This window comes from Niabella pedocola (assembly GCF_021044425.1).
In the GTDB taxonomy this organism is placed as follows: domain Bacteria; phylum Bacteroidota; class Bacteroidia; order Chitinophagales; family Chitinophagaceae; genus Niabella; species Niabella pedocola.
Genome location: NZ_JAJNEC010000005.1, coordinates 2,377,553 through 2,401,412 on the forward strand (window position 1 = coordinate 2,377,553; position 23,860 = coordinate 2,401,412).

A 23,860-nucleotide genomic window follows, 5' to 3' on the forward strand; every position below is an offset into this window, starting at 1 on the left:
TGCTGCCTACAGCTTTTGTCTCACTTTTCTTATCCCCTCATTTGTTACACAAAGTTAGGTAGCTTTTATACACTTCAAAACACAATGTACCGGCGATTCTATCATATTCAATGGATGTTTGATCCGCTGAAAGGCTTGTAAATACTGGCTTTTGCAAAAAAATATGCCGGATATCCAACGCCTAAAAGGGGAACGAAAAAAACATTGAAAATTGTATAAATAAAGACCCAAATAATGGGAAAAATCAAAAAGTTTAAAAAAATGTTGACAAAAAGAAGTTCCAATTCAGAAAATACTGTTATTTTAGTTGCCTGTAGTCAATTAACTTTTTATTAACCGGTATAAAGGAGTTGATTGCAGGGTAAATAAAGTTTGTTTTATTTACATGAATATGACCTCTAAGTTTGATTGCCTCTGACGGTTGCTTTCTTTTTTTCTCCGATGAATACACCGAATAGCCCGCATTATAGATTGTAAAAAATTGGCCGCAGCTTGCCGTGGTTTGTAAAGTACTGGAAACAAAAAAGGTCCTTCCGTAGAAACGGACTGACCTCTAACGATTGCTTGCCATATGAAAAAACTTAAAAAACTTCTTCGGTTTGCTGCCTACAGCTTTTGTCTCACTTTCCCTATCTCCTCATTTGTTACACAAAGATAGCTTGTTTTTATAGGGTACTCCAAACCAACTATTGATGGAATATGGTATGTCTAAGCTGTTATAAAAACTTTAAAATGCCCGTCCTTACTGGATTACAGCGTATTTTCGCGGAGATGTCCAAGGGTATTTTGGGCGTTTTTATGTTTTTGGAGGGATAGCATTTAACTTTGTAACTTATGCCGAATAAGCCGGGAGATATATTGTTTCAGTTGATAAAATCGTTGGAAAAGTCTGAGAAACGACATTTTAAGCTCTATATTACACGTAGTTCTGGTAATGAGGATCTTAAGGTGATCAAACTATTTGATGCGCTGGATAAGCTGCAGCAGTACGACGAGAAACTGGTACTGAAAAAACTGAAGGATGTAACCAAACCCCAGCTGTCTAACTTAAAATCGCATTTATATAAGGAAATCCTTGCGGGGCTGCGACTGCTGAAAAGCAGCGAAAGTCTTGATCTTCAATTGAATGAGTTATTCGATTCGGCACATATCCTGTACAAGAAGGGCTTGTTTTACCAGAGCCTGCGGGTGATTGACAAGGCTAAGGAAGTGGCCAAGCTTAACCAGAAATTCTTCTTTTTGCCACAATTGTTGTCGCTGGAAAAGCGCATCGAGGCTCTCAACGTTACGGATAGTTTTGTAAGCCGGATGGATGAACTGGCCGAGGAGTCGAACGAGGTGAACACCAAACTGAACATGATCACGCGGCTATCCAACCTCTCGCTTCAGGTATATGGATTTTATATTGCCAATGGTCATGCCCGGAATGAGGCGGAGGAAGACAAGGTGAAGAAGTTTTTCAAACAAAACCTGCCCTCCGGTTCTGCCCAGCAGGAAGGATTTTATGAGCGGCTTTATTACTATCAAAGCTATACCTGGTTTGCCTTTATACGCCAGGATTTTCTTTTATACTACCGCTATGTGCAAAAATGGGTAGATCTTTTTTATGAAAAGCCCAATATGCAGCGTACGGAAACAGGGCATTTTATTAAGGGCTATCATAACCTGCTGAATGCGCATTTCGACCTGCGGAATTATGAACAATTCAGTGTTGATCTGCAAAAATTTGAGGAATTTAGTCACAGCAAGCGGGTTCAGAGCAACGAGAACTTCCGCGTGCAGTCATTTATATACATTGCCAGCGCCAAAATCAATTACTTTACCATTACCGGGCAAACCACTGCCGGGTTAAAGGAAGTGCCGTTCATTGAAGATAAGCTGGCCGAATATACCTTGTTCCTGGACCGGCACCGGGTGATGGTGATTACCTATAAGATCGCAATGCTGTATTTCCTTTCAGGCGATTACAGCACCTGTATTGATTATCTTCAGAAGATCATCAACGACTCCTCCGGTTTAAGAACGGATCTGCAGTGTTATGCCCGTCTGGTGCATTTGCTGGCACATTACGAACTGGGCAACCTGGAATTGATGGATTCGCTTACGCGTTCGGTATTCCGCTATATGTCGAAAATGAAGAATTTAACCGTGATCGAACAGGAAATATTCCGGTTCTTCCGCGGATCCTTCCGTTTCACCAGCAGGGAGCTGATTCCGGAGTTTGAGCGCTTCCTGGAAAAAGTAAAACACCTGGAGAAAAACCGGTTCGAGACCCGCTCCTTTGCTTACCTGGATATTATATCCTGGCTGGAAAGCAAAGTAGCGCGTAAACCCATGCGGGTGATCATCGAACAAAAATTCCTTCAAAGCAAACGCAGCCGGAACGTGGTTCCGGTGCTTGCCGATCAATAAAACGATTGGGTTAAACGAGGGGGATGACCCGCCGTTCGCGGCTGCTTTCCAGTGCCGCATCAATCACTTTCATTGTAAGGATGGCATCTGAAGCCGGTACCGGGTTGGGCTGGCCATTCCGGATGGCATTGTATACATCCTCGTAATAGTCCATATAATTGCCCATCTCCGAGCGGGTTTGTTTTCTAACATCTTCTCCATTGATAGTAGTATGCAATACCCCGTCAAATCCTTCCGGCGTTGCGATCCAGCTTTCAACAGACGGTACTACGCCTTCCAGCAACTTTGTTTCCTGCAGGTCTGAGCGTTGCTGCAGAAAGGTACCGTTCTCTCCCTGTAAAATAAAGGGGTAGGGCGATTCTTTTGCAAACACAGTGCCCTTGATCCGTACCCGGAACGGACGGGGATAATACAACAGTACTTCAAAGTAGTCGTTTGCTTCCATGTTCTTGCGCATGGTAAATACATCGGCAAAAACGGCCTCAGGAAATCCGAACAGCTGAATGGCCTGGTCGATGAGGTGGGCACCCAGATCATGCAGGTTACCGGCTCCCGGTTTGTTGCCTTCCTTATGATCCTTGCCACTGTGCCCGGTGCGGTAGCGGTCATAACGCAGCTCCACTTCCTTTAACTCGCCCAGCATGTTTTCTGTAACCACATCCCGGATAGCGCGGAAATCGCCGTCGTAACGGCGGTTTTGGTAAACGCAGAGGAACCGGTTCTTTTCTTTGGCCAGGCGGTCCACCGCTTCTGCTTCTGCTGCATTCACCATAAACGGCTTTTCCACTACAATATGTTTGCCGGCTTCCAGCGCTTTTACGGCATATTCAAAATGGGTTTGCACCGGGGTGTTTATGATCACCAGTTCAATTTCCGGGTCGGCGATCAGTTCTTCAAATGAACGGTACAGTTTGGAACCGGAGTAGCGTTCCCGGGAGTCTTCTTTATGCCGCTCTACAATAGCCCTCAGCTCATAATGAGGGTTGGCATTAATAAACGGGGCATGAAACAGCTTGCCGCTCATGCCAAACGATGCGATTCCCGTGATAATTGGTTGACTCATTGTTTTTGATTTTGTTGCGATACTACTTTTTTTGTATATACACTTGTTTTAACTTGTTGTTGAACCAATAGGATACGAGCATTTTTCCATCGGTACAGGGCATTGCCGATTCAAACGAGGGTTCAATTACCCAATGCCCCTGTTTGTTGATATAACCATACAGCGTTGCTCTTTTATTGTTTTTTATAGTGTCGACCGCTGCGGCGGCCACGCCTTCAGAAAAATCACCGGCATCTTTAAACCGGAAACCGATCACCAGGTCGCCCTTTTTATTAATAAACCCTGTTTTATGTTCCTGATTTACTACATACGCCAGTCCTTCATGAAAATCGCCTGCATATTCATAAATCGCCGGCACTATTTCTTTGCCCTCTAAATTAATAAATCCCCATTGATTGCTTTTTTCCGTTTGAAAAGCGCACATGCCCTCCCGCACATCACTCAATACCTCGTACTGTGGCGGCACTATAAATTTTCCCGTTTTATCGATGATGCCCACGCCTCCGTTCCGTTCCCGGCCGGCAATGGCATAGCCTTCATTAAATTCGGCAATACGGTCAAACTCAAGCGGAACCACTATCGCTCCCTTTTTGTTAATAACCCCAAACTTCATATCATCCGAAAGGGTGCTGCCGGTATTATACACCACCGCTACACCGTTCTTAAAAGGTGTAAGGATATCGTATTTATTTGTAAAAGATAATACTTCTTTTCCTTCAATATTGATATAGCCCCAAAAACCATTCCGCCGTACCACGGCCAGTGAATCGGAAAAGGGCCGGGCATCGGTGTAAACGGTATCAATCACCAGCAAACCCTCCGGATCAATATATCCGTATTTCCCGGAGGGCGTATAAACCAGCGCTCTCCCGTTCTCAAAAAAACCGGGATGTTCCGATGTGCGCCTGAATTGAAAGGGGAGTAACGAGCCCTTATCGGTAAGATAGCGATAACGGTCGCCCATCACAACAAGGGCTCTTTGTTCATGAAATGGATAGGCCGTCTCCAATTCAAGCGTACTGAAAAGAACCGTATACGGTGCGCTATTTTGTGAAAAGAGCCCGCAGGGCAAGAAGATGCAAAGCCATAATGTATAACGAAGTATGGATAACATGTTTTGATTACCGCGTTATCGCTGCTGGGCCCGGAACCAGCGGTCGGGAATCTCATCCTGCGAAGCCAGCAGGTAATCTTTATAGCTGCAGGGTACCAGCTGGTTGCCGGGAAGCTGCATCCACCAGCGCCCGGTTTTTTTACTTTGATAGAACGTAGTTTCTATTTCTGAAAAGATCATCTGGTATTCATTAAAGGCTTCTTTGTCGGTAAGTTCGGCTTCTTTTTTCCGGCGGTAGATGCCATCCAATGCGTACCATAACATGTGGCTGATCTGTTTGGCGGTTAGTTCTTCCCGGTCTTTTTTTACATCGTAGCCGTAAATGCCGATGGTATTTACCGCCGTACTCATGCCCGCATACTGCATCAGGATACAGGCTTCTTCCCCGTTAAAACCGTTGGGCGTAAGCTGATTGGCCGGGGCATATGCGTTCGCAACGGCGTTGATGTCAAAAGAGAACAGCTGACTGCTCCGGATAGCCGGTTCAATCTGTTCCATATCTTCTTTTACATGTCCTACCCGGTAGAAATCAAATTTTAGTTTATCCAGGGTTTGCAGCATTCCCGGGTGTACCAGGTAGCTTTGAAAACCGATATGGTTATAATGCCGGATATAATTGGGTTCGCCGGTAAGCATTTCCATCAAAAAATGATCATTGGCAAAGGGCGACTCCATGTCAAGGTCAATTACGGCATCAACAATGGAGGCCTCAATAAGGGTTTGCTGCGTGGCATAAGCGCCATACTGTGCCATGGTAAGATCATGCGACCCGCCCAGGATGATGACGGTTTTTCCCTCTTCGATCAGGGCCGCGATAACGGTTCTCAAAGCCGCTACGGTATCGGTATACGAAGCCCCCTGCCGGATATCGCCAATATCTGCGATCCGGATGCCTTCGTGCCAGAAGAAGAGGGAATAGAAATGCCTGCGGATGGCATCCGGCGCCGCGCTGGGAGCTCCCAGTATGCCATTGCCGCGTTGTTCGCCACAGCCGATCAGCACTACATCGGCCTGTTCCAGATCCGGAAAAAATTCTTCATGAAGATCGATGCTGCTACCCATCTGATTGGGCTTATAACTTTCATCGCCGGCGATTTCCCGGAGGTTAACCGGTAATAAGAATGCTTCAATATTCATGTGGTCTGACATGCCTGCAAGATAATATAAACAGGGAAAGATCCGAAGTACCGCTTATAAAGTTTTTGGGCGGTTTGAAGAAGATGCCTGCCTGAGTTGGCTTCATATAAAAAAGGAACACTTATTTTTGGGGGCAAAATCAATCACTATGAGGAAACTTTTATGGATCGCCCTGCTTTTAAATGCCGGGCTCTGTTTGCACGCACAGGATCAAACCGTAAAGAAACTGCAATCAGATTCCGACCGGAAAATTGCCAAGGATGCTACTGATACGGCACAGATGACCTGGAAAACAGGCGGTGTGTTTAATTTGAATATTGCACAGGGATCGCTGAGCAACTGGTCGGCAGGTGGTGATAAATTTTCGCTGGCACTAAACTCATTGCTAAGCGCGTATGCCTTTTATCAAAAAGGAAAGAATCACTGGGACAATACGCTGGATCTGAACCTGGGCTATATGAATACAACATCGCTTGGTACACGGAAAAACGATGACCGGATCGACCTGGTATCTAAATATGCCTATGACCTGGGCAAAAAATGGGATGCCGGTGTTTTGTTCAATTTCCGTTCACAAATACTGAAGGGATACGACTATACCGATTCTTCAAAAACGCTTACCTCCCAGTTCCTGTCGCCCGCCTACGTATTGCTGAGCCCGGGTGCCACCTACAAGCCCACCAAGAGTTTCTCCATATTTGTTTCACCGGTAACAGCTCGCTGGACCGTTGTAATGAATGATTCGCTTTCTGCCCGGGGCGCATACGGGGTGGATACCGGAAAACATGTAAAAACGGAGTTCGGTGCATTTGCTACCGTAAACTTTTTCAAAGAGTTTTCTAAATCGATCTCTTTTAAAAGTCGCGCCGATTTTTATTCCAATTACCTGAGCAATCCACAGAACATTGATGTATACTGGACCAACCTGCTGAGTATGAAGCTGGGCAAGCTCTTTGCGATCAACTATGCGTTTGATCTCATTTATGATGATGATGCCCGTCTTTTTGGCCCCAACGGTGAATCGGCGCGGCCGCAGATACGATCGATGTTAGGGATCGGACTTTCTTATCGCTTTAGCAACAGATAATGGCACAAAAAAAACTGGTACGTTTTGCAGAATTGGACACATTTAAAAATGTGTTGCAGTTTCCCCAGGACATAAAGGGGAAATGGAAGGATTATTTTAAAAATGAACAGCCCATTACCCTGGAACTCGCCTGTGGAAAAGGTGAATATGCCTTAGGGCTGGGACGCCTGCATCCTGGCCGCAATTTTATCGGTGTGGATATCAAAGGCAACCGGCTATGGGCGGGGGCAAAAAAGGCCACCCGGGAAAACCTGGATAATGTGGCCTTTTTACGGGTGCAGATCGAACAGCTGCATCAATACTTTGCCCCGGGTGAAATAAGCGAAATATGGATCACTTTTCCCGATCCGCAATTGCGGTTTTCAAAAGCCAAAAAAAGGCTTACGCATCCGCGTTTTTTACGGATCTACCAGCAGGTGTTGGCTCCGGGGGGCATCATCCATCTGAAAACGGATAGTCCCAACCTGCACCGGTTTACAAAAGACGTACTGGAAATGTACCAATGCACCGTATTAAACGATACCGATGATCTTTATAAAGAAGCAGCGCTTCCCGAAGAGCTTAAAATAAAAACCTATTACGAAAGCCTGGATATTGCCGAAAGCAACCGGATCCATTACCTGGCTTTCCAGTTGCCACCGGTACTGGCCGGTGAAGAAAAGGACCGGGAATTAAAGGAGGCGATCCGGTATGAGCTTGATTGAAGGGGAAGACTACTATGTAAATGAGGAAGGTAAGATGGTGCTTACGGAGCAATATCATTTACAACGAGGATACTGCTGCAGCAACGGTTGCCGGCATTGTCCGTATAATTATGAAAATGTTCCTGAACCTAAAAAAACGCAATTATTAAATGAGCGTAAAAAAAGGCAGCAGCAACCCGGAGACACTAAAAACGGTGCGCCCTTCGGGTAAAACGGACGATAGCATTTTTGACCTGATCTATGCGATTGCCCGGCAGATCCCCAAAGGAAGAGTAACTTCCTACGGTGCCATTGCAAAAGCCATCGGCTCCGGTAAATCGGCGCGACTGGTAGGCTGGGCTATGAGTGCTGCCGGGAAGGTAAAGCCCAAAGTGCCGGCGCACCGGGTAGTAAACAGTACCGGTTTGCTTTCCGGAAAGCATGCGTTTAAAACACCCACCCAAATGCAGGAGCTGCTGGAAAAAGAAGGCACAAAAATCAAGAACGATAAGGTAGCAGATTTTAAGACCCGGTTCTGGGACCCGTCATCGGAGCTGATTTAGGCGTTCGGTATATGAGGGATTAACTGTCGATATTGAACCACATAGAAACATAGGGTTTATTCGCTTTCGGGGAAGGTTAGATGGAAGTGAAAATGCAATGTTATATGTTGCAATCGTAATCCGAAAGAAACGCCGACCTATATGTCTATGTGGTTTGTTTTGTTGAACGTGCCTTACTTTTAAGATCCTTCCCTAACGATAACGATTTCGAGGTCTGTTCGCGCTACAAGGGGTAAAATACATAAATTCGCTGCTACCTAAACGTGCAGCATATGAATGGCTGTTGTTTACAAAAATGATGGCTGTCTATTTTTTTAAACGAATTGTTTGACAAATTAATTTTCAGGAATGGCTACAACAAGAAGAACTTTTATACAGCAAACCACTTTGGCCACAACCGGTGTGGCGCTGAGCGGATTATTTACAAAGGTGAATGCTTCCAGTTACAACCGCATCATGGGTGCAAACGGTAAAGTAAACCTGGCACATATCGGTATTGGTAACCGGGGAGCAGAGATCATCGGTGATTTTGCAAAAACCGAGCTGGCAAATGTAGTAGCGTTATGCGATGTGGACATGGGTGCCAAACATACACAGGCCACTATTGCTAAATTTCCCAATGCTACCCAGTTCCAGGATTTCCGGAAGATGTATGATAAAATGGCAAAATCCATCGACGCTGTAACCATCGCCGTACCAGATTTTGCGCATTTTCCCATAACGGTGCATTCGATGGCATTGGGCAAACATGTATATGTGGAAAAGCCAATGGCCCGCACCTTTAACGAGGTAGAGCTGATGATCCGGGCTGCAAAAAAGTATCCGAATGTGGTTACGCAAATGGGTAACCAGGGACATTCCGAAGCCAATTATTTCCAGTTTAAAACCTGGGTGGAAGCCGGAATCATTAAAGATGTTACCGCCATTACCGCGCACATGAACAGTCCGCGGCGCTGGCATGGCTGGGACCCGAACATAAAAAAATTCCCTGCTGCAGAACCGGTTCCTGAAACCCTGGATTGGGATACCTGGCTTTCGGCACAGATGTATCACGACTTTAATAAGGATTTTCATTATGGACAGTGGCGCTGCTGGTACGACTTTGGGATGGGCGCACTTGGCGATTGGGGCGCACATATCCTGGATACGGCCCACCAGTTCCTGGATCTTGGTTTGCCGGAAGAAGTAAACCCGCTGAAGCTGGAAGGGCATAACGATTATTTTTACCCGATGTCCAGTACGATTGAGTTTAAGTTTCCCAAACGGAAAAAAATGCCGCCGGTGGTGATCACCTGGTATGATGGTATCAATAACCAACCCAAGCTTCCCGAAGGATTTGGAAAATCGGAACTGGATTCCAGCATTCCTACGGTAAATGGTCAAAAGGCGCAGGCGGTAAAGCTAAATCCTGGTAAAGAAATCTACAGCAAAACGCTCACCTTTAAAGGCGGATCGCATGCCAGCACACTGAGCATCATTCCTTCAGAAAAGGCCAAGGAAATGGAGTCCAAACTTCCGGAAGTGCCTAAGAGCCCTTCCAATCACTTTGCTAATTTTTTACGGTCTTGCCAGGGAATTGAGAAAACCCGTTCACCATTTGAAATTGCCGGTCCGTTGAGCCAGGTATTTTGCCTGGGTGTAATGGCCCAGCGTTTGAATCAGCCGATCAAATTTGACCGGACTACAAAAAGGATCACCAACAATAAATTTGCAGATGCATTTTTAACCGGGGCGCCGCCGCGTAAAGGATGGGAAGATTATTATAAAATATAGCAACCGGGGGACTACAGGTCCCCCGAAGCATTAGTACAAGTGTGGTACCTGTTTCACGCGCCGGTACGAACAAAAGAAACCGTATTTTTACAAATGCAATTTCAGAAAATGACAGGAAAACCGTTTCTGATACTGGCCTTTGTAACGTGCTGCAGTTTTTCGGCTGCAGGGCAGGTAAACGATGCGGGCACTGCTATGAAAAAAGACAGCGTAATTAACCGCGCTCCGCTACTACTCAAAACAGGTGCTTTTTCTGTAAGACCGGTGGCACTTCACACGGCGTACTATAACCAACTGGGATTTATGTGCCGGCAGGAGCTCAAACTGGAAAAGGCAACAAAAACAAGTTTTCGCTTCCGGCTGGGCAGTGTAGACTATACCGACCGTATGGAGGGAAAAACAAAAACGGTATTGCCGCAATAAATAAAAAAAGTCGCAGGTATAAAACGTTACCGGTTTGCTACAGGGCGATCTCCGATGCTGCTGCTGTTTTTAATTGCATTAAAACATTGCTGGCTTCTGCAAGGGTAAAGTTGCCAAATCCCAGCCGCATGGCACTTAGTTCGCGGGTTTGATACAATAGGAACCGGGGAAGCTGTAACCCTTGCGCTGCGCAGGCTTTACTCATCCGTAATAAATTCATGCCCTGTTTCCACTGCGTCCATACGGCAAGCCCTCCGGGTGGTGTGGTAAAAGAAACGCTGTCTCCCAGTTCCGTGCTCAGCATTTTGCAGAAATGGTTGCGCCGTTCATGGTAGATCTTTTGCACTTTCTTTAAATGACGGTGAATCTCGCCTTCGGCGATCAGTTCCCCCAGTACCTGTTCCATAATGGTATCGCCCTGGCGGTCGATGATCGCCTGTACTTTTTCCATTTCATCGATCAGGCTGGCGGGTGCTACCAAAAAACCGGCCCGGAAACCCGGGGCAAGGGTTTTGCCAAAGGAGCCCAGGTATACCACCATACCTTCCGTATCGGCACTGGCCAGCGGAAGGATCGGGCTGCTTTGATAGTGGAAATCATATTCGTAATCGTCTTCCAGGATAATAAAGCCATAGGTAGCGGACAGCTTTAACAATGCTACCCGGCGCTGGGCGCTTAATGTAGCGGTAGTGGGATAATGGTGATGGGGCGTAAGGTACAGCATGCGTACCGCCTGTTTTTTGCAGATGCGCTCCACCGCTTCCACGCTGATCCCGTCCTGGTCTACCGGGATGGTTTTTAACCGTGCTCCCGATTGCTGAAAGGTCATATTGGCGGTGTAATAACCCGGGTTGCCCACCAGGATGGTATCTCCGGGGTTGATGAGGGTTCGGGCAGAAACGTACATCCCCATTTCCACCCCCCTGGTTACCAGGATGTTACGGGGTGTAATATGCAATCCCCGCGTACTGTTGAGAAAGTTCGAAAGCTGGGTTTTAAAAAAAACATTACCAGGCAGGGTATTGTACCCCAGGTGTTTCCGGTTAACTTTTCGTCTTAACGCTGCGGTGTAATAGCGCGCCAGCTGGTCGGTGGGCGATAAACGGTAGTCCGGTTGCCCGTCTGTAACCCTAAGCGGCAGGCCGGGCAGTTCCTCCGGTACATCCAGGATATTGCTCCTTTTAAAATGGAAGCCGGTGGTTGCCGGATACTCCGTCAGCTGCTGCATATCCAGCTTTTTGGTTCTGCGGTTATGAGCAACCGGCTTTATAAAGCTACCCTTGTTGGGCCGACTGGTGATCCACCCCTGGGCATCCAGCTCTTCATAAGCGGCAACCACGGTTTTGCGGTGTACTTCCAGCAACAGGCTCATGGCACGGGTTCCGGGCAATTGCTGCCCCCCGGAAAGGAACCCCCGCTGGATGGCATTAATAACATGGTGCACGATCTGCAGGTAAACAGCCGTGGCACTTTGCCGGTCGATGGGCAGGATGGTTTTATATGGTAATTGAACCGGACTACTCACTATATATAAACCGGACTATCCGGATGATCCGGCAAGGTAATAGTTTTGACCGAAATCAGGAAGAAATGCCTGGACCTCAAGGGTAAAAGGCATCAGGATCTATAAATATGAAGAAGAAAAAAATGAGAAAAGAAATGAAGCCAAAACGGGCAGCAGACGCAAAAAGAGGATTTATATTGTTTTTAACGGCCGGTATCACCCTTATTATACTGGGGGGCACAAAGCGGGCACAGGCACAGGATACGCTGCTGGACCCCGTTACGGTAACCTCATCTGTAATTGAAAAAAGAAGTTCGGAAACCGGGAGAAATATTACGATCATCAGCGGAGCTGCTATTGCCCAGCTGCCGGTACACTCGGTGGATGAGCTGTTAAAGTATATTCCGGGCGTAGAGGCTCAAATGCGGGGACCGCAGGGTGCGCAAACGGATATTTCAATACGGGGTGGTACTTTTCAGCAGGTGTTGGTTATTTTAGACGGACTGCGGCTGAATGATCCGAATACCGGGCACTTCACGGGTTATATTCCCATCAGTCCGGCGGAAATCGACCGGATTGAAGTTCTTAAAGGGGCTTCTTCGGCTGTTTATGGCTCCGATGCGGTGGGCGGAGTGATCAATATCATCACCAAGGCGTTTAATAAAAACAAACAGGCCCGGCAAAAACAGGCGGCTGCCATGGTAAGCGCCGGTGAATATGGATTGCTCAATGCCAGTGCCGGCGGGTTTTATCAGAATGAAAAAATAAACGTCGGCGCGGGATTTTTGACCAATAATGCCAGCGGGGTACAGCAACGCGGCATCCGGGGTTATTTTCATAATACGGCGGCTTCTGCGGGGCTCATGGTCAAATTCAACCCGTACTGGAACCTGGCATTGCGCACGGCCTACGATAACCGGGATTTTTCCGCACAAAATTTTTATACCACGTACGCGTCGGATACGGCATCGGAAACCATCCGCTCCTGGTGGAACCAGGCAAGGCTGCAATACCAGAAAGGAACCACGCAGGTAAGCATCGATGCGGGATATAAAAGTATGGAAGACCGGTATGCATTCAATCCGTCGTCCATCGCCAATAACAACCGGTCGCATTTGCTTCAGGCGCAGGCAGTGTTACAACAACAGTTTTCGGAACAAACCAGCCTGGTGGCGGGGTTCAATTTTCAGAACCGGGATATCCGCTCCAACGACCGGGGCAATCATGATTTGAACACCATGGCACCCTTTGTTTCGGTTATACAGAAATTTGGTCCGCATTTTATGATCAACCCGTCTTTACGGATGGAGGTTTACGGAACCCTGCCGGCCGAATGGGTGCCCCAGTTGACGGCATCGTACAAAACGGGCAATATCCAACTGCGCGCCAGCGGTGGTAAAACCATACGGAACGCCGATTTTACAGAACTGTACAATAACTATAACAAAGCAACGGTAAAGAGCGGAAGTGTGGGCAACCCGGATCTGGCTGCCGAACAGTCCTGGACCTATGAAGCGGGGCTTGACTGGTTTTGCAGATCGAACCTGAAACTGTCGACCGGCTTTTTCCAGCGGTTTCATAGCCAGCTGATCGACTGGGTGAATACACCTTATGCAGATATGCCACGGAAAGATAACCTGGTAGCAGGCAGCAATTATGCACTTGCCAAGAACGTGGCAGAAGTAACCACAACCGGCTGGGAAACGGATGCCGCTTATACGCAGCATTTTAACAGCCGGCAATCGGTAATGTTGAACGGTGGTTTTATCTGGCTGTATAGTAAAAGCAGTGAGCCGAACCCTTCTTTTTATATCTTATCCCATGCGCGGTTTCTGGCCAATGCCAGCGTTACCTACCGCCAGGGGCCGGTATCGCTGGGGTTGACGGGGATCTACAAAACGCGCAATCCTCAAACGGCACCCGGAATTAACGCAGTGATTACAAAGGATTATTTTTTATTGAACGGGAAACTGTCTTATGGATTCTTAAAGAACAAGCTGGGCATTTTTGTACAGGTGGATAATATCTTTGACCGGCAATACAGCGATCTGCTGGGGGCGCCAATGCCAGGCCGCTGGGTACAGGGAGGATTAAGCTGCAACCTATTTTAAAGCCGCATAGGTTTGGCAGGCGTTGCGGATTGTTTCCTCCAACGGGCGGTATTCAAAGCCCGGCAATGCTTTCACCAGTTTTGAGCCGTCAAAAAGCGTTTCGCTATTGGCCACTTTGGCACTTTCCTTTGTAATAAGCGGTTTGGCCCCGGTGAAGAAGGATTTCAAGAGCTCCAGGCGCCAGGCCAGGCCCGAGATAAAGGGAGAAGCTTCCCTGCCGGGCTGTTTTTTACCAAAGGCATCTGCCATGGTATTTAATAACTTCCGGAAGCGCCAGTTGTCATTGCATACGATAAACCGCTCTTCGGTAATGGGTGCATGTGCGAGCAGTACGGCAGCTTTGGCCACGTCTTCCACATCTGTAAAGCCGTTGATGCCATTGGTGTACCAGCCAAATTCCTTGTACACATTTTTAAAGATCGCGCAGCTGCCTTCGTTCCAGTTGCCATAACCCAGTATAGTGGCGGGGTTCAGCACTATGCCCTCAAGGCCTTCTGCAAATCCGCGCCATGCTTCAAGCTCTGCCCGGAATTTGCTGATGGCATAGTGGGTATTGTTTTTATTGTCTTCCCATTTCGCCGTTTCATCCACCGTGCTGCTTTCCTTTTTTCGGCCGAGGGCTGCCACCGAACTGATATGAACCAGCCGCCGGACGCCGGTTTGCAGGGCCATGTTCACTACATTGGCCGTGCCTTCCACATTTACCTGGTACATGTGCCGGCGTTCTTTTTTAGCAAAGGAAACAATTGCGGCACTGTGAATTACCGTATCAATGCCTTCCATGGCTTCTTCCAGTGACAGTACATCCAGAATATCGCCTTCCACCCATTCTACCTTACTGAGTATTTCCGGATCAATAAAAGCGGGGAGTATTGACGCAGACCGTTTTATAGCTCTTACGGGTATACCCTGCAATACCAGGGTTTTGAGGATATAAGCACCCAAAAAGCCCGTGCCGCCGGTAACCAGTATATCTGCCGTTTTTTGTTTAATGTCCTTGACGTTTTGGCGAAAATAGCTATTTATTTTTCAAGAATCCAATTTGCAGCGGCTTCCATATCGGCATCCTTATCTTTTGATGGTGCTACCACCGTATCCGGAGTGATGCGCCCTATATGGTTCTTTTTTTTGCGGTCTGCGGCATAGGTAGTTGCCAGCAACAGGCTGGAACCGTTTGAAAGCTTAAAGGTTGAATTGGCGGTAGTGTATCCTGCTGTGGGCTGACCAAATAACCGGGTATTGGCCTGCCCGATAAAAGAGATGGTGGTAAATTCCCCGCTGCTGGCAGTCATGGGACCAACTAACAACGCGATCTTATTTTTCCGTTGTGTTACCGTGTAGGCGTCGGGCACAACAGCGCTTCCGCTCCACGCTTTGTTGCCCCTTCCTGAAAAGAACCAGGGGTTTTTACTGCGCCCCCGTACAAAATATCCCAGGGGGCCTTTGTCTAAAAAAGAACCCAGGCCGGCAATCATCGGGTACATATTGCCGCCAGTGTTTTTGCGCAAGTCAATGATCCATCCGCGGATCGTATGTTCGGTATCCAGCTTTTTTACCAGGTGCTGGATATTTTGTGCAAACACCGTCATGGCCGAATCGTTCGTTGACCCAAATCCCGGAACGGAAATATAACCGATATCACCTGGCAATAACCGGCCGGTGGCGTCTTCCAGTTTAGCGGCGGGTTGAGCATAATTTTTTGTTGCGCTGGCCGACATCAGAAAGGAGTGATAATCGCCTGCTTTCCGTAACTGCCCTAACAGGTAATGGATCACGGGTTTGGCATCTTCGGTGGTTTTTAACCCGCAGGAGATCACCTCCACCGTTTCATCGATCTGTTTCCAATTCAGTGAATCGGAATAAAGGGCATTTTGGCGAATGATATTTTTTACCTCTTTTATCAGGTCGCTGGCCGGCTTTTCGGCGGGTGCAGAAACCTCTTTAATTGAAAAGTCGTCAAACCATACGGTTCCCGTACCCGACAGCAATCCGCCCAGTACCAGCTTTTTGGCCTCCGGATGAACGGCAAAGCTGAGCGTGTATTCCTTCCAGTTGCTGGTACCGCTAACAGGCTGCCCCTGCAGGGACAGATTGGAAAAGTCAATCTGTTTGGTATCGTCCCAAACCTGGCACCAAATAGAGGCGTTGTTGGTTACCTGATCCGTTTTAAGCAGGGCGCTGATCACGATTTTTTTTATTCCATCGATAGTAACGGGAACCATCTGGGAAAAAGACTGGAAGGCCTTTTTTTCTGTTTCATTGCTGATTTTGAATGACCGTTTTCCGGCGTAATGCCGGGTGGAATCTACCGTATTGGTAAAACCCGCCTGGGGTTGAAAAAACCAGCTAACCGGCCGGTCCTGCTGTATATTTTCAAACCCCCCGTTTTGAACCTGGCAAAAGGATGGGGCCGCACTTACGGCAGCAAGCAGTGTAATGATTATGTGTTTCATATGATGTTATGAATTTGAGTCGATGTCAATAATATCGCCCGGTTTGCAATCCAGCGCTCTGCAAATGGCTTCCAGGGTATCGAAGCGTACGCCTTTGGCCTTTCCGGTTTTCAGGATGGAAAGATTTACGATGGTAACGCCTACTTTTTCCGATAACTCGGTCAGCGACATTTTACGTTTCGCCAGCATTACATCCAGGTTAATGATAATAGGCATAATTAAATGATCGAATCGTTTTCCAGTTTTATTTCACTGGTGTATTGCAGTACGTCGGCGATCAGGAAAATACAAAGGATCAGGAACCAGGAGATCGGTTCGTTGAACAAGGCCCCGAGGAGCGCGCCCTGGTAAAAATTATGATCGGTGAGATGGTTGATTACGGTGTCCTGTTTGGAAAGGATCGTTTCTTTCCAGTTGCCGATGGCCGCATCCATCAGCAGTACCAGCACATTGAGCCAACCGATCCATTTGATCTTTTTATAATAGCCCATATTCCATTTTACACGGCTCATTACATTCCGGATAATACGGAACAGCAGATACCCCATGATCAACAATACCGCGGATTTAACAAATTCGAGCACATTCAATGGCAACACCTGGTTACGGTATTCCTGGATGGACGCAATATTGGAAGAAAGGGAGTTGGTGATCAACATGACCAGGTTTACAATGAAAGCGATGCAAAGAAAACCCAGTGCCATCAGGCTGCTGCCGGTAATTTTAAATTTTGGAGGCATATTTATTAAATTGTTTTTATATTCAGATAAAGGATTCGTTCTCTCTTTGCACGTCTGTGCCAGCTTTAAAAACCAGCGAAAATACGATGATCATCGCCCCAAAAATCGTTTCATAAGATACCAGTCTGAAAGGATAACTGAATGCATAGCCGGAGTCGTTCATGTTGAGACTGCTGACGGTTTTAATAAAAAGGGTATTTTGAATGCTTTTGATCAGGGGGATCAGCATAAAAAGCGAACCGGTTATGAATAGCTTTCGGGTATTGCTTTGTGTAAAGACCTCGTTTCTGGACAGGTTGCCAAAAAACATTTTTAACAGGAATGCCGCCAGTACAATAATCATATAGTAGCTGTAATACGCCAGTTGAAACAAAAGTGCTGTGGGGCTCAGCAGCTCTTTATACGTTTTGAACCTCAAATGAACCAGGGCATCCTGATGGGGTTGCACAATCGTTGTTTTTTTAAACCATTGGTTCAGGGTTTGATTCGGGTCCTGATAGGTAGTATCCGGCTTTTCCAGTGGTTTAACCCTTATATCGTTTACCTTGTAACCCCGGATGCTGTTACTAAGTGCAGGTGCGCCGGAAGAAAAGATGTTCACAAGAAGCACGAGCAGGGCGAATAAAAAAACAGCCCCGGATATCCGGTCCAGTATTTTGATAATTCTTGAATTCCCTATTTTCATATGTTGTGTTTTGGAAAACAAACATAAGAAGGTTTTAAAATAAAACAAAAAATATTTATCGTTTTATTTTAAAAAATTAATGTTTTATTTATTGCATGGGGCGAACGGATCTTTGCAGCACAGGTAGCACCTATGGCCGGTAACGATTTTTATATAAGGAATGAGGATCTTAGATCAGCCGTTTCTGCTTCATGCCCAGCCAGGTTGCCAGCTGTAAAACGGCGATGATAATGAGTACAGGGATCAGGTTCCGGAAGATATCGCCTAAGCGGCCGCCTTCAAGGAACAGGCCATAAAAGGCCTCCAGGCACCAGTAAAGCGGAGAGACCCGCATCACGCCCTGGAAGGAGGCCGGCATGGCAAAGGAGGGCACCAGCAGTCCGCCGATGGCCGCAAACAATACGATACTGATGGCTCCAACACCATTGCTTTGTTCCTGTGTGTTGGCAAACGTGCCGATACAGATGGCAAAGCTGGTGGCACACCATCCGCAGAGAAAGGTTACCAGCAGCAAACCGGCCTTATCCGCCGGGATGTTTAAAGCCGGCAAGCCGATCACCGGAAACAGCCAGCGGCCGATACTGAAGATCACTGCGGCCTGTAACATGGTAATGAGGATGTAGGTGATCTGCTTGGATATAATGGAAACCGAAAGGGAGGTCGGCATGGTTTTCAGCCGTAAAAAGCTGCCGCTTGTTTTTTCCCGCACCAGGCTGCTTCCCAGAGAGATCACAATAAAGAACATCGCAAAAAGGGTCCAGGCCGGTATATTATGCTGGGTGGCATTGGGTACGGGCAAACTATTGTCTTTGGAGGCGGCCAGCTGGTTTACGGGGGTTTCATTGGAAAGGATCTGCTGCTCCAGCGACTGTGGGATGCTGGGCTCGTTATTGATACTGCTGTACAATGCCCGTACAATGTACTTGCTTTGCACGATCTGCAGCACACTGTTGAGCGCGCCGTCGATACCCTGGCGGAACGATTTCTGAAGTACCGGGTGGTAATACAATGTAAGCGCACTTGCCTTTACCGCTGAGGAATCGGTGGAAGTGCTGTCAACCGCAATGGTTTTCAGTGCTTCCCCGGATACCCGTTCCGCTTTGGAAAGCACATCTTGCGTGTATTGTGGCGGAATAATGAGGGCCAGTAGGGCATCTTTATCCTCCATTTTGTTTTTGATATCGTCGGTTGTTGCTGTAAGGGGCAGCTTTTTAAGGGTGAACATGCCGCCTTTTTCCAAAGAAGCAATCAATTCTTTGGAGGCTTCCCCGGTATCCCTGCTTAAAATAAGCAGCGGTACTTTTTTATCATTTACCAGTTCAAAGGTGCTGTTCTGCACCGATGCGATGATGATGGCCAGAATGATGGGCATGAGGAACATCAGCGCCAGTCCTACCTTATCCCGCAACAGGATGCGGCCATCTTTTTTTATGCTTGCCCAAAGTTTGTACATGTTTCTGGTTTGAGGTTTATTGTTTCTGGTTCAAACCATCAACGATAAACAAAAAACAATAAATTACTCAACGCTCCAGCTGATATTACCGTCTTTTTCGTCTTTTAAAAGAATGCCGACGTCTGCCAGCTGGTTGCGGATCTTGTCAGAAGTCACAAAATCTTTCCGGCTGCGGGCCTCTTTGCGGATGTCGATCAGCAGCTGCATAACATCTTTCAGCTTTTCGTTGTCGGCGGCAGAAACGGATGTTAATCCTAAAATGGTTTCCAGGTAGGTGTAAAATTGTTGCTGCAACAATTCAAACGTTGCTTTTGAAATATCCGTTAATGCAAGCGTTTTATCCTTGAAGCTATTGATCACCGGGGCCAGTTCAAACATATTGGCCAGCACCTTTGCGGTATTGAAGTCATCGTTCATGAATTCATCAAACTCCGTTACCAGCTTCCGCAACCGGGCGTCCAGCTCAGGGTCTGCGGCTGTTTCCTGCAGTTCGTTCCCCCGGTCTTTCAGGCGCTTTAAATTTTCATAGGCATCCCAAAGGCGTTTCAACCCTTTTTCGGAAGCCTGCAGGGCTTCATTGCTAAAGTCGAGCGTACTGCGGTAATGGCTTTGCAGAATAAAAAACCGTACCACCATCGGGTGATAGGCCTGGGTTAACAGGGGATGATCGCCGCTAAACAATTCTGTTAATTTGATCACATTGTTATAGCTCTTGCCCATCTTCCGGCCATTAATGGTGATCATATTGTTATGCATCCAGTACTTTACCGGTGCATGACCGTTGCAGATTGTACTTTGGGCAATTTCACTTTCATGGTGCGGGAACTGGAGATCCATACCACCTCCGTGGATATCAAAATGATCGCCCAGGTATTTAGTGGCCATGGCCGAGCACTCAATATGCCAGCCCGGGAATCCTTCACCCCAGGGGCTGTTCCAACGCATAATATGTTTGGGCGGTGCCGCTTTCCATAATGCAAAATCTGCGGAATCCCGTTTCTCCTCCTGTCCTTCCAGGTCGCGGGTGGCTTCCAGCAGGTCATCTATTTTCCGGCCGCTGAGCTTTCCATAATCATGGCCGGCGGCATATTTTTTTACATCAAAATATACAGATCCATTATTTTCATACGCGTAACCGTCTGCAATGATCTTTTTGATCATTTCGATCTGTTCCACAATATGACCGGTTGCGGTAGGTTCGATGGACGGCGGAATGGTATTGAAAAGATTCATGGCCCAGTGAAACAGGTTGGTATACTTCTGCACCAGTTCCATCGGTTCCAGTTTTTCCAGTACGGCCTTGCTGGAGATTTTATCCTCTGCTTCCCGGCCCTCTTCTTCAAAATGCCCTGCATCGGTAATATTACGTACATAGCGTACTTTATAACCCAGGTATTGCAGGTAACGGAATACCACATCAAATGTAATATAAGGACGGGCATGCCCCAGGTGACTCTCACCGCTTACCGTTGGCCCGCAAACATACATTCCTACATAGCCCGGCGTAATCGGTTCAAACACTTCTTTCTGGCGCGAATAGGAATTATGTAGTTTAAGTGTACTCATACCATCTTTTTGTAAGATTACAAATATAAAGGAGGTGGCTGGTATTTAGCCGGGGATGGATAAAAAGAAAAATGCATATGCCCCGGGGCGGGATCTGTTAAACCGGCGCAAATTCATTATCCGGAGCCGTTTATCCGGCCGTTGCCCGGTCAAAAGAGACCCGCTGGAAGCCCTGGTTAACAAAAGAATGCCGGCGTCGCTGCAGCTAATCGGAACCTGGGGTTAACTGCATATCACAAACCATCATGTAATGATCCGAGTAATTGGTCGTTACCCGTTTGATCTGGTCGATCCTGAACCGGTCGTCGGTAAAAATATAATCAATCCGGAGTGTGGGGGAAAGGGAATTATAGGTTCTGCCGATCCCCAATCCCTTTTTAAGGAAAGCGTCGTGCATACTGCCCTTAACCGTGTGGTAGGTATAGGAGTTGGGCACATCGTTGAGGTCTCCGCAAAAGATGGTGGGATTGGGACTGTTCTTTAGTATTTCGGGCATCATATCGGCCTGTATGCTCCGGTGCTGGATGGCGGTCCGCAGCTTCGTAAAGATATAAAACGCATTACTGATAATGTTTCCCCTGGCCTTTTTGAGGGCCTCGATCTTGGAAATATCCTCCTTCCGGAACTGGTTCGATTGAAGATGGGTGGTGTATACCCGGAACAGCTGTGTTCCTTTTTTTATGTCAACAAATAACAGGGCTTCGGGCAATGTAGGCCGCGGATAGCGGATGATGCCGGTGTCGATGATGGGAAACCGGCTGAAAATAACGCTGCCATTGAATAACCGGTCGCCATCCCAATCGTGCGAATAATAAAAGTAGGGATAGCCGAGCCCTTTGCTTACGGCTACGATATTATTATACCAGTCTGGGTTGATGGAAGAACTGAATTCCTGGAAACATAAAATATCTGCGTTCGTAGACTTGATCTGTTGCAGCATTTTATAACGCGTTTGGCTGCCTTTGTTGTTGTTGACCACCATTTCTACAAAGCGTGCCACGTTCCAGGTAACAATGCGGATATGGTCTGCTTTCTTTTCCTGTTGGAAGGGCTTTTTAAGATTAAAGGCAAAAAAGTTGGTGATAGCGCCTCCCCCCAGTATCAATGCTGCTGCGGAGATCAGGGCCCATTGCTTTTTTACAAAGAGCCACCAGCCTAAAAAGGCAAGCACCAGTAACAGTAAAAAAGGAAAACCCAGACTGAAAAGATAAAGCACCGGCCAGTCCATAGGACTGATATAGGCCGCCAGACAAGCCAATAAGAAAAAGAGGACCACCAAAATATTGATGCCCAGTAAAACCTTATTGCTGATTTTTGCAAAAACGCTCATCTACGGATTCTTTCAACCCGAAAGATAATTAAGTTATCTGCAAACTGGTAAAAACCCGGGAACGATTTTACCTATTTACTTCTAAAATCTTCCTGGCTGGCGCGGTTTAAAAAATCTTTTTCTTCTTGTGTAAGCGTTTCATAACCACCGGATTGATTCATCTTGTCTAAAATAGCATCCAGGCGCTGCTGGGTAAGCCGGGCGGTTTTTGTAAAGGGCTCTCCGGATGTTTTATAAAAATAAGTATCCTTTATTTTTTTCCGGTTTTCCGACTTTTCGGGATTAAACAGGTTGATGAACCAGTCGTATACGCGGTTCATCCACTCGCTTCCGTCGTAGCCTTTTCTTAAAAGATAAATGAACAGAAAACCCGTAAGGGCCCCGGTAAGCTGGGAAAAGTAAAGAGCGGGTACGCCGGGAGGAATGGTTGCAAAATCGATCACCGTATAAATCAGCGTGATGATCCACAGCGAAATGCCTCCATTCAGCATGGGCAGCAACTTGTAATTGGGCGAAATGGTTGTTGCAGCGGCTGCAATGGCAAGGATGCAGGCCCCGGATCCGCTGAAATAAGGGAACGCATGTGTTTCGGGGTGCATGGATTTGCAAACAAAAACATATACCAGGCCGGATAATACCGTGGAATAGATAAACAAAGGGATTAGCTTTTTATTACCGGTGATGTCGATGAAAATAAACCCAAAACACCACAGCCACAGCATATTTGCAATAAGTTCCCAAACATTTACCTGTACAAAGGAATACGTGAGGAAGGTCCAGGTTTTAGCCAGGGCCGTGCTCAATTTTGGCGATAAGGCAATGGTGCTCAGGATGTGCTCATTAAAATAACCGGCTACATCTGCACCTTCTTCAAAACGCAGGTAGGTAAGCGCTTTGAAAAAAGCGAGTACCACAAACAGGATCATGCTGATCGCAATGAGTATAACCAATGGATTTACCCGTGTTCCAAAAGACAATCGGTTGTCATAGTTTCTGTCAGAAATACCCATATCAAATACCCAACAAAATTAAAGGGTTAAAAGTTGATTCGTTTTCAACGATAAATTTAGTAAAAATTACGCCGGTTTGTTTTATTCCAGATTTTCAGGAGAATAAAACCGGTGATGGCACCGCCCAGGTGCGCATAATGTGCAATGGTATCACCGGAGGCACTGTACAACCCAAAAAACAGGTCGATGGCGATCAGCCCCAGAATGGCCCATTTTGCCTTTACCGGCACGGGGATGAACATAATATACAGCTCTGTATTCGGAAAGGTCATGGCAAAGGCCACCAATACACCCATTACGGCACCGGAAGCGCCTACGGCAATGCCGCCGGTGTTTGTATAATACTGCACAGCCAGGTGTAGTGCTGCCGAACCTAATCCGCAAATAAAATAAAAGATCAGGAACCGTTTGGCGCCCCATACATTTTCCAGGATGCGCCCGAACATCCAGAGCGTAAACATATTAAAGAGAATGTGGAAAAACATTTGCGAACCGGAGGCCGCATGGGCAAACATATGTGTGATCAGCTGGTAGGGTTTAAAGCCTTCGCCGATGGGCCAGAGGCCGAGCTTGCTGGTAAGAAAACCTTCCGTATCCATGGCCCCGCCGATCATGATCACCGACTGCCCGTACTTATTGTCGAATATCAGCTGCGCTACCCAAACCACCACGTTAATGGCGATGAGGTATTTAATAGCGGGAGGAAACTTTTCGGCGGGTCTTGTAAAGTATGAACTCATGAATGATATTATA

Annotated in this window: 22 protein-coding genes; 8 read left to right on the forward strand and 14 right to left on the reverse strand. The window is 47.0% G+C overall.

Annotated features, from left to right (window positions below):
- The first annotated feature begins 834 nt into the window (after nt 1-834).
- Nucleotides 835-2,412 (forward strand): hypothetical protein, encoded by a 1,578-nt coding sequence (locus LQ567_RS17340; protein ID WP_231006669.1) that lies wholly within the window; start codon nt 835-837, stop codon nt 2,410-2,412.
- Between the two features lie 10 nt (nt 2,413-2,422).
- Here the strand turns inward: LQ567_RS17340 and LQ567_RS17345 are convergent, their stop codons facing one another.
- From LQ567_RS17345 to LQ567_RS17355, 3 genes are read right to left on the reverse strand one after another with little or no spacing between them, the layout of a single operon-like run.
- On the reverse strand, nt 2,423-3,475 hold the full coding sequence (locus tag LQ567_RS17345) for a Gfo/Idh/MocA family oxidoreductase (protein ID WP_231006670.1): 1,053 nt from the start codon (nt 3,473-3,475) through the stop codon (nt 2,423-2,425).
- Between the two features lie 22 nt (nt 3,476-3,497).
- Nucleotides 3,498-4,589 (reverse strand): WG repeat-containing protein, encoded by a 1,092-nt coding sequence (locus LQ567_RS17350; protein ID WP_231006671.1) that lies wholly within the window; start codon nt 4,587-4,589, stop codon nt 3,498-3,500.
- A gap of 15 nt (nt 4,590-4,604) precedes the next feature.
- Nucleotides 4,605-5,738 carry an arginase family protein gene (locus LQ567_RS17355; protein ID WP_231006672.1) on the reverse strand — a complete coding sequence of 378 codons (1,134 nt, stop codon included), beginning with the start codon at nt 5,736-5,738 and terminating at the stop codon, nt 4,605-4,607.
- Between the two features lie 136 nt (nt 5,739-5,874).
- Here LQ567_RS17355 and LQ567_RS17360 point away from each other — a divergent pair, with 136 nt between their 5' ends.
- The 6 genes from LQ567_RS17360 (at nt 5,875) to LQ567_RS17385 (ending at nt 10,255) form a co-directional block, all read left to right on the forward strand.
- Nucleotides 5,875-6,813, forward strand: a complete 939-nt coding sequence (locus LQ567_RS17360; protein WP_231006673.1) for a DUF3078 domain-containing protein — start codon at nt 5,875-5,877, stop codon at nt 6,811-6,813.
- Nucleotides 6,813-7,517 (forward strand): tRNA (guanosine(46)-N7)-methyltransferase TrmB, encoded by a 705-nt coding sequence (gene trmB, locus LQ567_RS17365; protein ID WP_231006674.1) that lies wholly within the window; start codon nt 6,813-6,815, stop codon nt 7,515-7,517. Before LQ567_RS17360 ends, trmB begins: the two co-directional genes overlap by 1 nt.
- A gap of 34 nt (nt 7,518-7,551) precedes the next feature.
- Complete coding sequence (locus LQ567_RS17370) at nt 7,552-7,728, forward strand: DUF5522 domain-containing protein (protein WP_231007329.1); 177 nt, start codon at nt 7,552-7,554, stop codon at nt 7,726-7,728.
- Nucleotides 7,667-8,059, forward strand: a complete 393-nt coding sequence (locus LQ567_RS17375; protein ID WP_231006675.1) for an MGMT family protein — start codon at nt 7,667-7,669, stop codon at nt 8,057-8,059. The genes LQ567_RS17370 and LQ567_RS17375 overlap by 62 nt, the downstream gene beginning before the upstream one ends.
- Nucleotides 8,060-8,407: 348 nt before the next feature.
- A complete protein-coding gene (locus LQ567_RS17380) occupies nt 8,408-9,832 on the forward strand; it encodes a Gfo/Idh/MocA family oxidoreductase (RefSeq protein WP_231006676.1) in 1,425 nt (474 codons plus the stop codon).
- A 108-nt stretch (nt 9,833-9,940) separates the two neighbouring features.
- On the forward strand, nt 9,941-10,255 hold the full coding sequence (locus LQ567_RS17385; protein WP_231006677.1) for a hypothetical protein: 315 nt from the start codon (nt 9,941-9,943) through the stop codon (nt 10,253-10,255).
- A 37-nt stretch (nt 10,256-10,292) separates the two neighbouring features.
- Here the strand turns inward: LQ567_RS17385 and LQ567_RS17390 are convergent, their stop codons facing one another.
- Entirely contained in the window at nt 10,293-11,780 is a 1,488-nt protein-coding gene (locus tag LQ567_RS17390) for an aminotransferase-like domain-containing protein (protein ID WP_231006678.1), read from the reverse strand.
- A gap of 107 nt (nt 11,781-11,887) precedes the next feature.
- Between LQ567_RS17390 and LQ567_RS17395 the strand changes: the two genes are divergently transcribed.
- Nucleotides 11,888-13,870, forward strand: coding sequence for a TonB-dependent receptor plug domain-containing protein (locus LQ567_RS17395; RefSeq protein WP_231006679.1), 1,983 nt, complete (start codon nt 11,888-11,890; stop codon nt 13,868-13,870).
- On the opposite strand, the gene LQ567_RS17400 is transcribed toward LQ567_RS17395, so the two are convergent.
- The 10 genes from LQ567_RS17400 to LQ567_RS17445 all read right to left on the reverse strand — a co-directional run bounded on the left by LQ567_RS17400 (nt 13,862) and on the right by LQ567_RS17445 (nt 23,847).
- Entirely contained in the window at nt 13,862-14,896 is a 1,035-nt protein-coding gene (locus LQ567_RS17400; RefSeq protein WP_317206843.1) for an NAD-dependent epimerase/dehydratase family protein, read from the reverse strand. The genes LQ567_RS17395 and LQ567_RS17400 overlap by 9 nt on opposite strands.
- Nucleotides 14,893-16,323 carry a S41 family peptidase gene (locus LQ567_RS17405; protein ID WP_231006681.1) on the reverse strand — a complete coding sequence of 477 codons (1,431 nt, stop codon included), beginning with the start codon at nt 16,321-16,323 and terminating at the stop codon, nt 14,893-14,895. The genes LQ567_RS17400 and LQ567_RS17405 overlap by 4 nt, the downstream gene beginning before the upstream one ends.
- Nucleotides 16,324-16,329: 6 nt before the next feature.
- Nucleotides 16,330-16,539 (reverse strand): helix-turn-helix domain-containing protein, encoded by a 210-nt coding sequence (locus LQ567_RS17410; protein WP_231006682.1) that lies wholly within the window; start codon nt 16,537-16,539, stop codon nt 16,330-16,332.
- A gap of 2 nt (nt 16,540-16,541) precedes the next feature.
- Nucleotides 16,542-17,063 (reverse strand): DUF4456 domain-containing protein, encoded by a 522-nt coding sequence (locus LQ567_RS17415; RefSeq protein WP_231006683.1) that lies wholly within the window; start codon nt 17,061-17,063, stop codon nt 16,542-16,544.
- Between the two features lie 22 nt (nt 17,064-17,085).
- Complete coding sequence (locus LQ567_RS17420; protein WP_231006684.1) at nt 17,086-17,748, reverse strand: DUF2975 domain-containing protein; 663 nt, start codon at nt 17,746-17,748, stop codon at nt 17,086-17,088.
- A gap of 169 nt (nt 17,749-17,917) precedes the next feature.
- Nucleotides 17,918-19,201: an ABC transporter permease gene (locus tag LQ567_RS17425; protein ID WP_231006685.1), complete on the reverse strand. Its 1,284-nt coding sequence runs from the start codon at nt 19,199-19,201 to the stop codon at nt 17,918-17,920.
- Between the two features lie 63 nt (nt 19,202-19,264).
- The gene (cysS, locus tag LQ567_RS17430) at nt 19,265-20,767 is read right to left on the reverse strand and encodes a cysteine--tRNA ligase (protein WP_231006686.1); all 1,503 of its coding nucleotides are present in this window, start codon (nt 20,765-20,767) and stop codon (nt 19,265-19,267) included.
- A gap of 205 nt (nt 20,768-20,972) precedes the next feature.
- The gene (locus LQ567_RS17435; protein ID WP_231006687.1) at nt 20,973-22,097 is read right to left on the reverse strand and encodes an endonuclease/exonuclease/phosphatase family protein; all 1,125 of its coding nucleotides are present in this window, start codon (nt 22,095-22,097) and stop codon (nt 20,973-20,975) included.
- A gap of 71 nt (nt 22,098-22,168) precedes the next feature.
- Entirely contained in the window at nt 22,169-23,074 is a 906-nt protein-coding gene (locus LQ567_RS17440) for a rhomboid family intramembrane serine protease (RefSeq protein WP_231006688.1), read from the reverse strand.
- Nucleotides 23,075-23,163: 89 nt separating this feature from the next.
- Nucleotides 23,164-23,847: a rhomboid family intramembrane serine protease gene (locus tag LQ567_RS17445; RefSeq protein WP_231006689.1), complete on the reverse strand. Its 684-nt coding sequence runs from the start codon at nt 23,845-23,847 to the stop codon at nt 23,164-23,166.
- Nucleotides 23,848-23,860: the final 13 nt, after the last annotated feature.

Bases quoted from the DNA above. Each gene is read 5' to 3' on its own strand.
- LQ567_RS17340 (WP_231006669.1), top strand. From the start codon at position 835: ATGCCGAATAAGCCGGGAGATATATTGTTTCAGTTGATAAAATCGTTG.
- LQ567_RS17345 (WP_231006670.1), bottom strand. From the start codon at position 3,475: ATGAGTCAACCAATTATCACGGGAATCGCATCGTTTGGCATGAGCGGC.
- LQ567_RS17350 (WP_231006671.1), bottom strand. From the start codon at position 4,589: ATGTTATCCATACTTCGTTATACATTATGGCTTTGCATCTTCTTGCCC.
- LQ567_RS17355 (WP_231006672.1), bottom strand. From the start codon at position 5,738: ATGTCAGACCACATGAATATTGAAGCATTCTTATTACCGGTTAACCTC.
- LQ567_RS17360 (WP_231006673.1), top strand. From the start codon at position 5,875: ATGAGGAAACTTTTATGGATCGCCCTGCTTTTAAATGCCGGGCTCTGT.
- trmB (WP_231006674.1), top strand. From the start codon at position 6,813: ATGGCACAAAAAAAACTGGTACGTTTTGCAGAATTGGACACATTTAAA.
- LQ567_RS17370 (WP_231007329.1), top strand. From the start codon at position 7,552: ATGGTGCTTACGGAGCAATATCATTTACAACGAGGATACTGCTGCAGC.
- LQ567_RS17375 (WP_231006675.1), top strand. From the start codon at position 7,667: ATGAGCGTAAAAAAAGGCAGCAGCAACCCGGAGACACTAAAAACGGTG.
- LQ567_RS17380 (WP_231006676.1), top strand. From the start codon at position 8,408: ATGGCTACAACAAGAAGAACTTTTATACAGCAAACCACTTTGGCCACA.
- LQ567_RS17385 (WP_231006677.1), top strand. From the start codon at position 9,941: ATGACAGGAAAACCGTTTCTGATACTGGCCTTTGTAACGTGCTGCAGT.
- LQ567_RS17395 (WP_231006679.1), top strand. From the start codon at position 11,888: ATGAAGAAGAAAAAAATGAGAAAAGAAATGAAGCCAAAACGGGCAGCA.
- LQ567_RS17405 (WP_231006681.1), bottom strand. From the start codon at position 16,323: ATGAAACACATAATCATTACACTGCTTGCTGCCGTAAGTGCGGCCCCA.
- LQ567_RS17410 (WP_231006682.1), bottom strand. From the start codon at position 16,539: ATGCCTATTATCATTAACCTGGATGTAATGCTGGCGAAACGTAAAATG.
- LQ567_RS17415 (WP_231006683.1), bottom strand. From the start codon at position 17,063: ATGCCTCCAAAATTTAAAATTACCGGCAGCAGCCTGATGGCACTGGGT.
- LQ567_RS17420 (WP_231006684.1), bottom strand. From the start codon at position 17,748: ATGAAAATAGGGAATTCAAGAATTATCAAAATACTGGACCGGATATCC.
- LQ567_RS17425 (WP_231006685.1), bottom strand. From the start codon at position 19,201: ATGTACAAACTTTGGGCAAGCATAAAAAAAGATGGCCGCATCCTGTTG.
- cysS (WP_231006686.1), bottom strand. From the start codon at position 20,767: ATGAGTACACTTAAACTACATAATTCCTATTCGCGCCAGAAAGAAGTG.
- LQ567_RS17435 (WP_231006687.1), bottom strand. From the start codon at position 22,097: ATGAGCGTTTTTGCAAAAATCAGCAATAAGGTTTTACTGGGCATCAAT.
- LQ567_RS17445 (WP_231006689.1), bottom strand. From the start codon at position 23,847: ATGAGTTCATACTTTACAAGACCCGCCGAAAAGTTTCCTCCCGCTATT.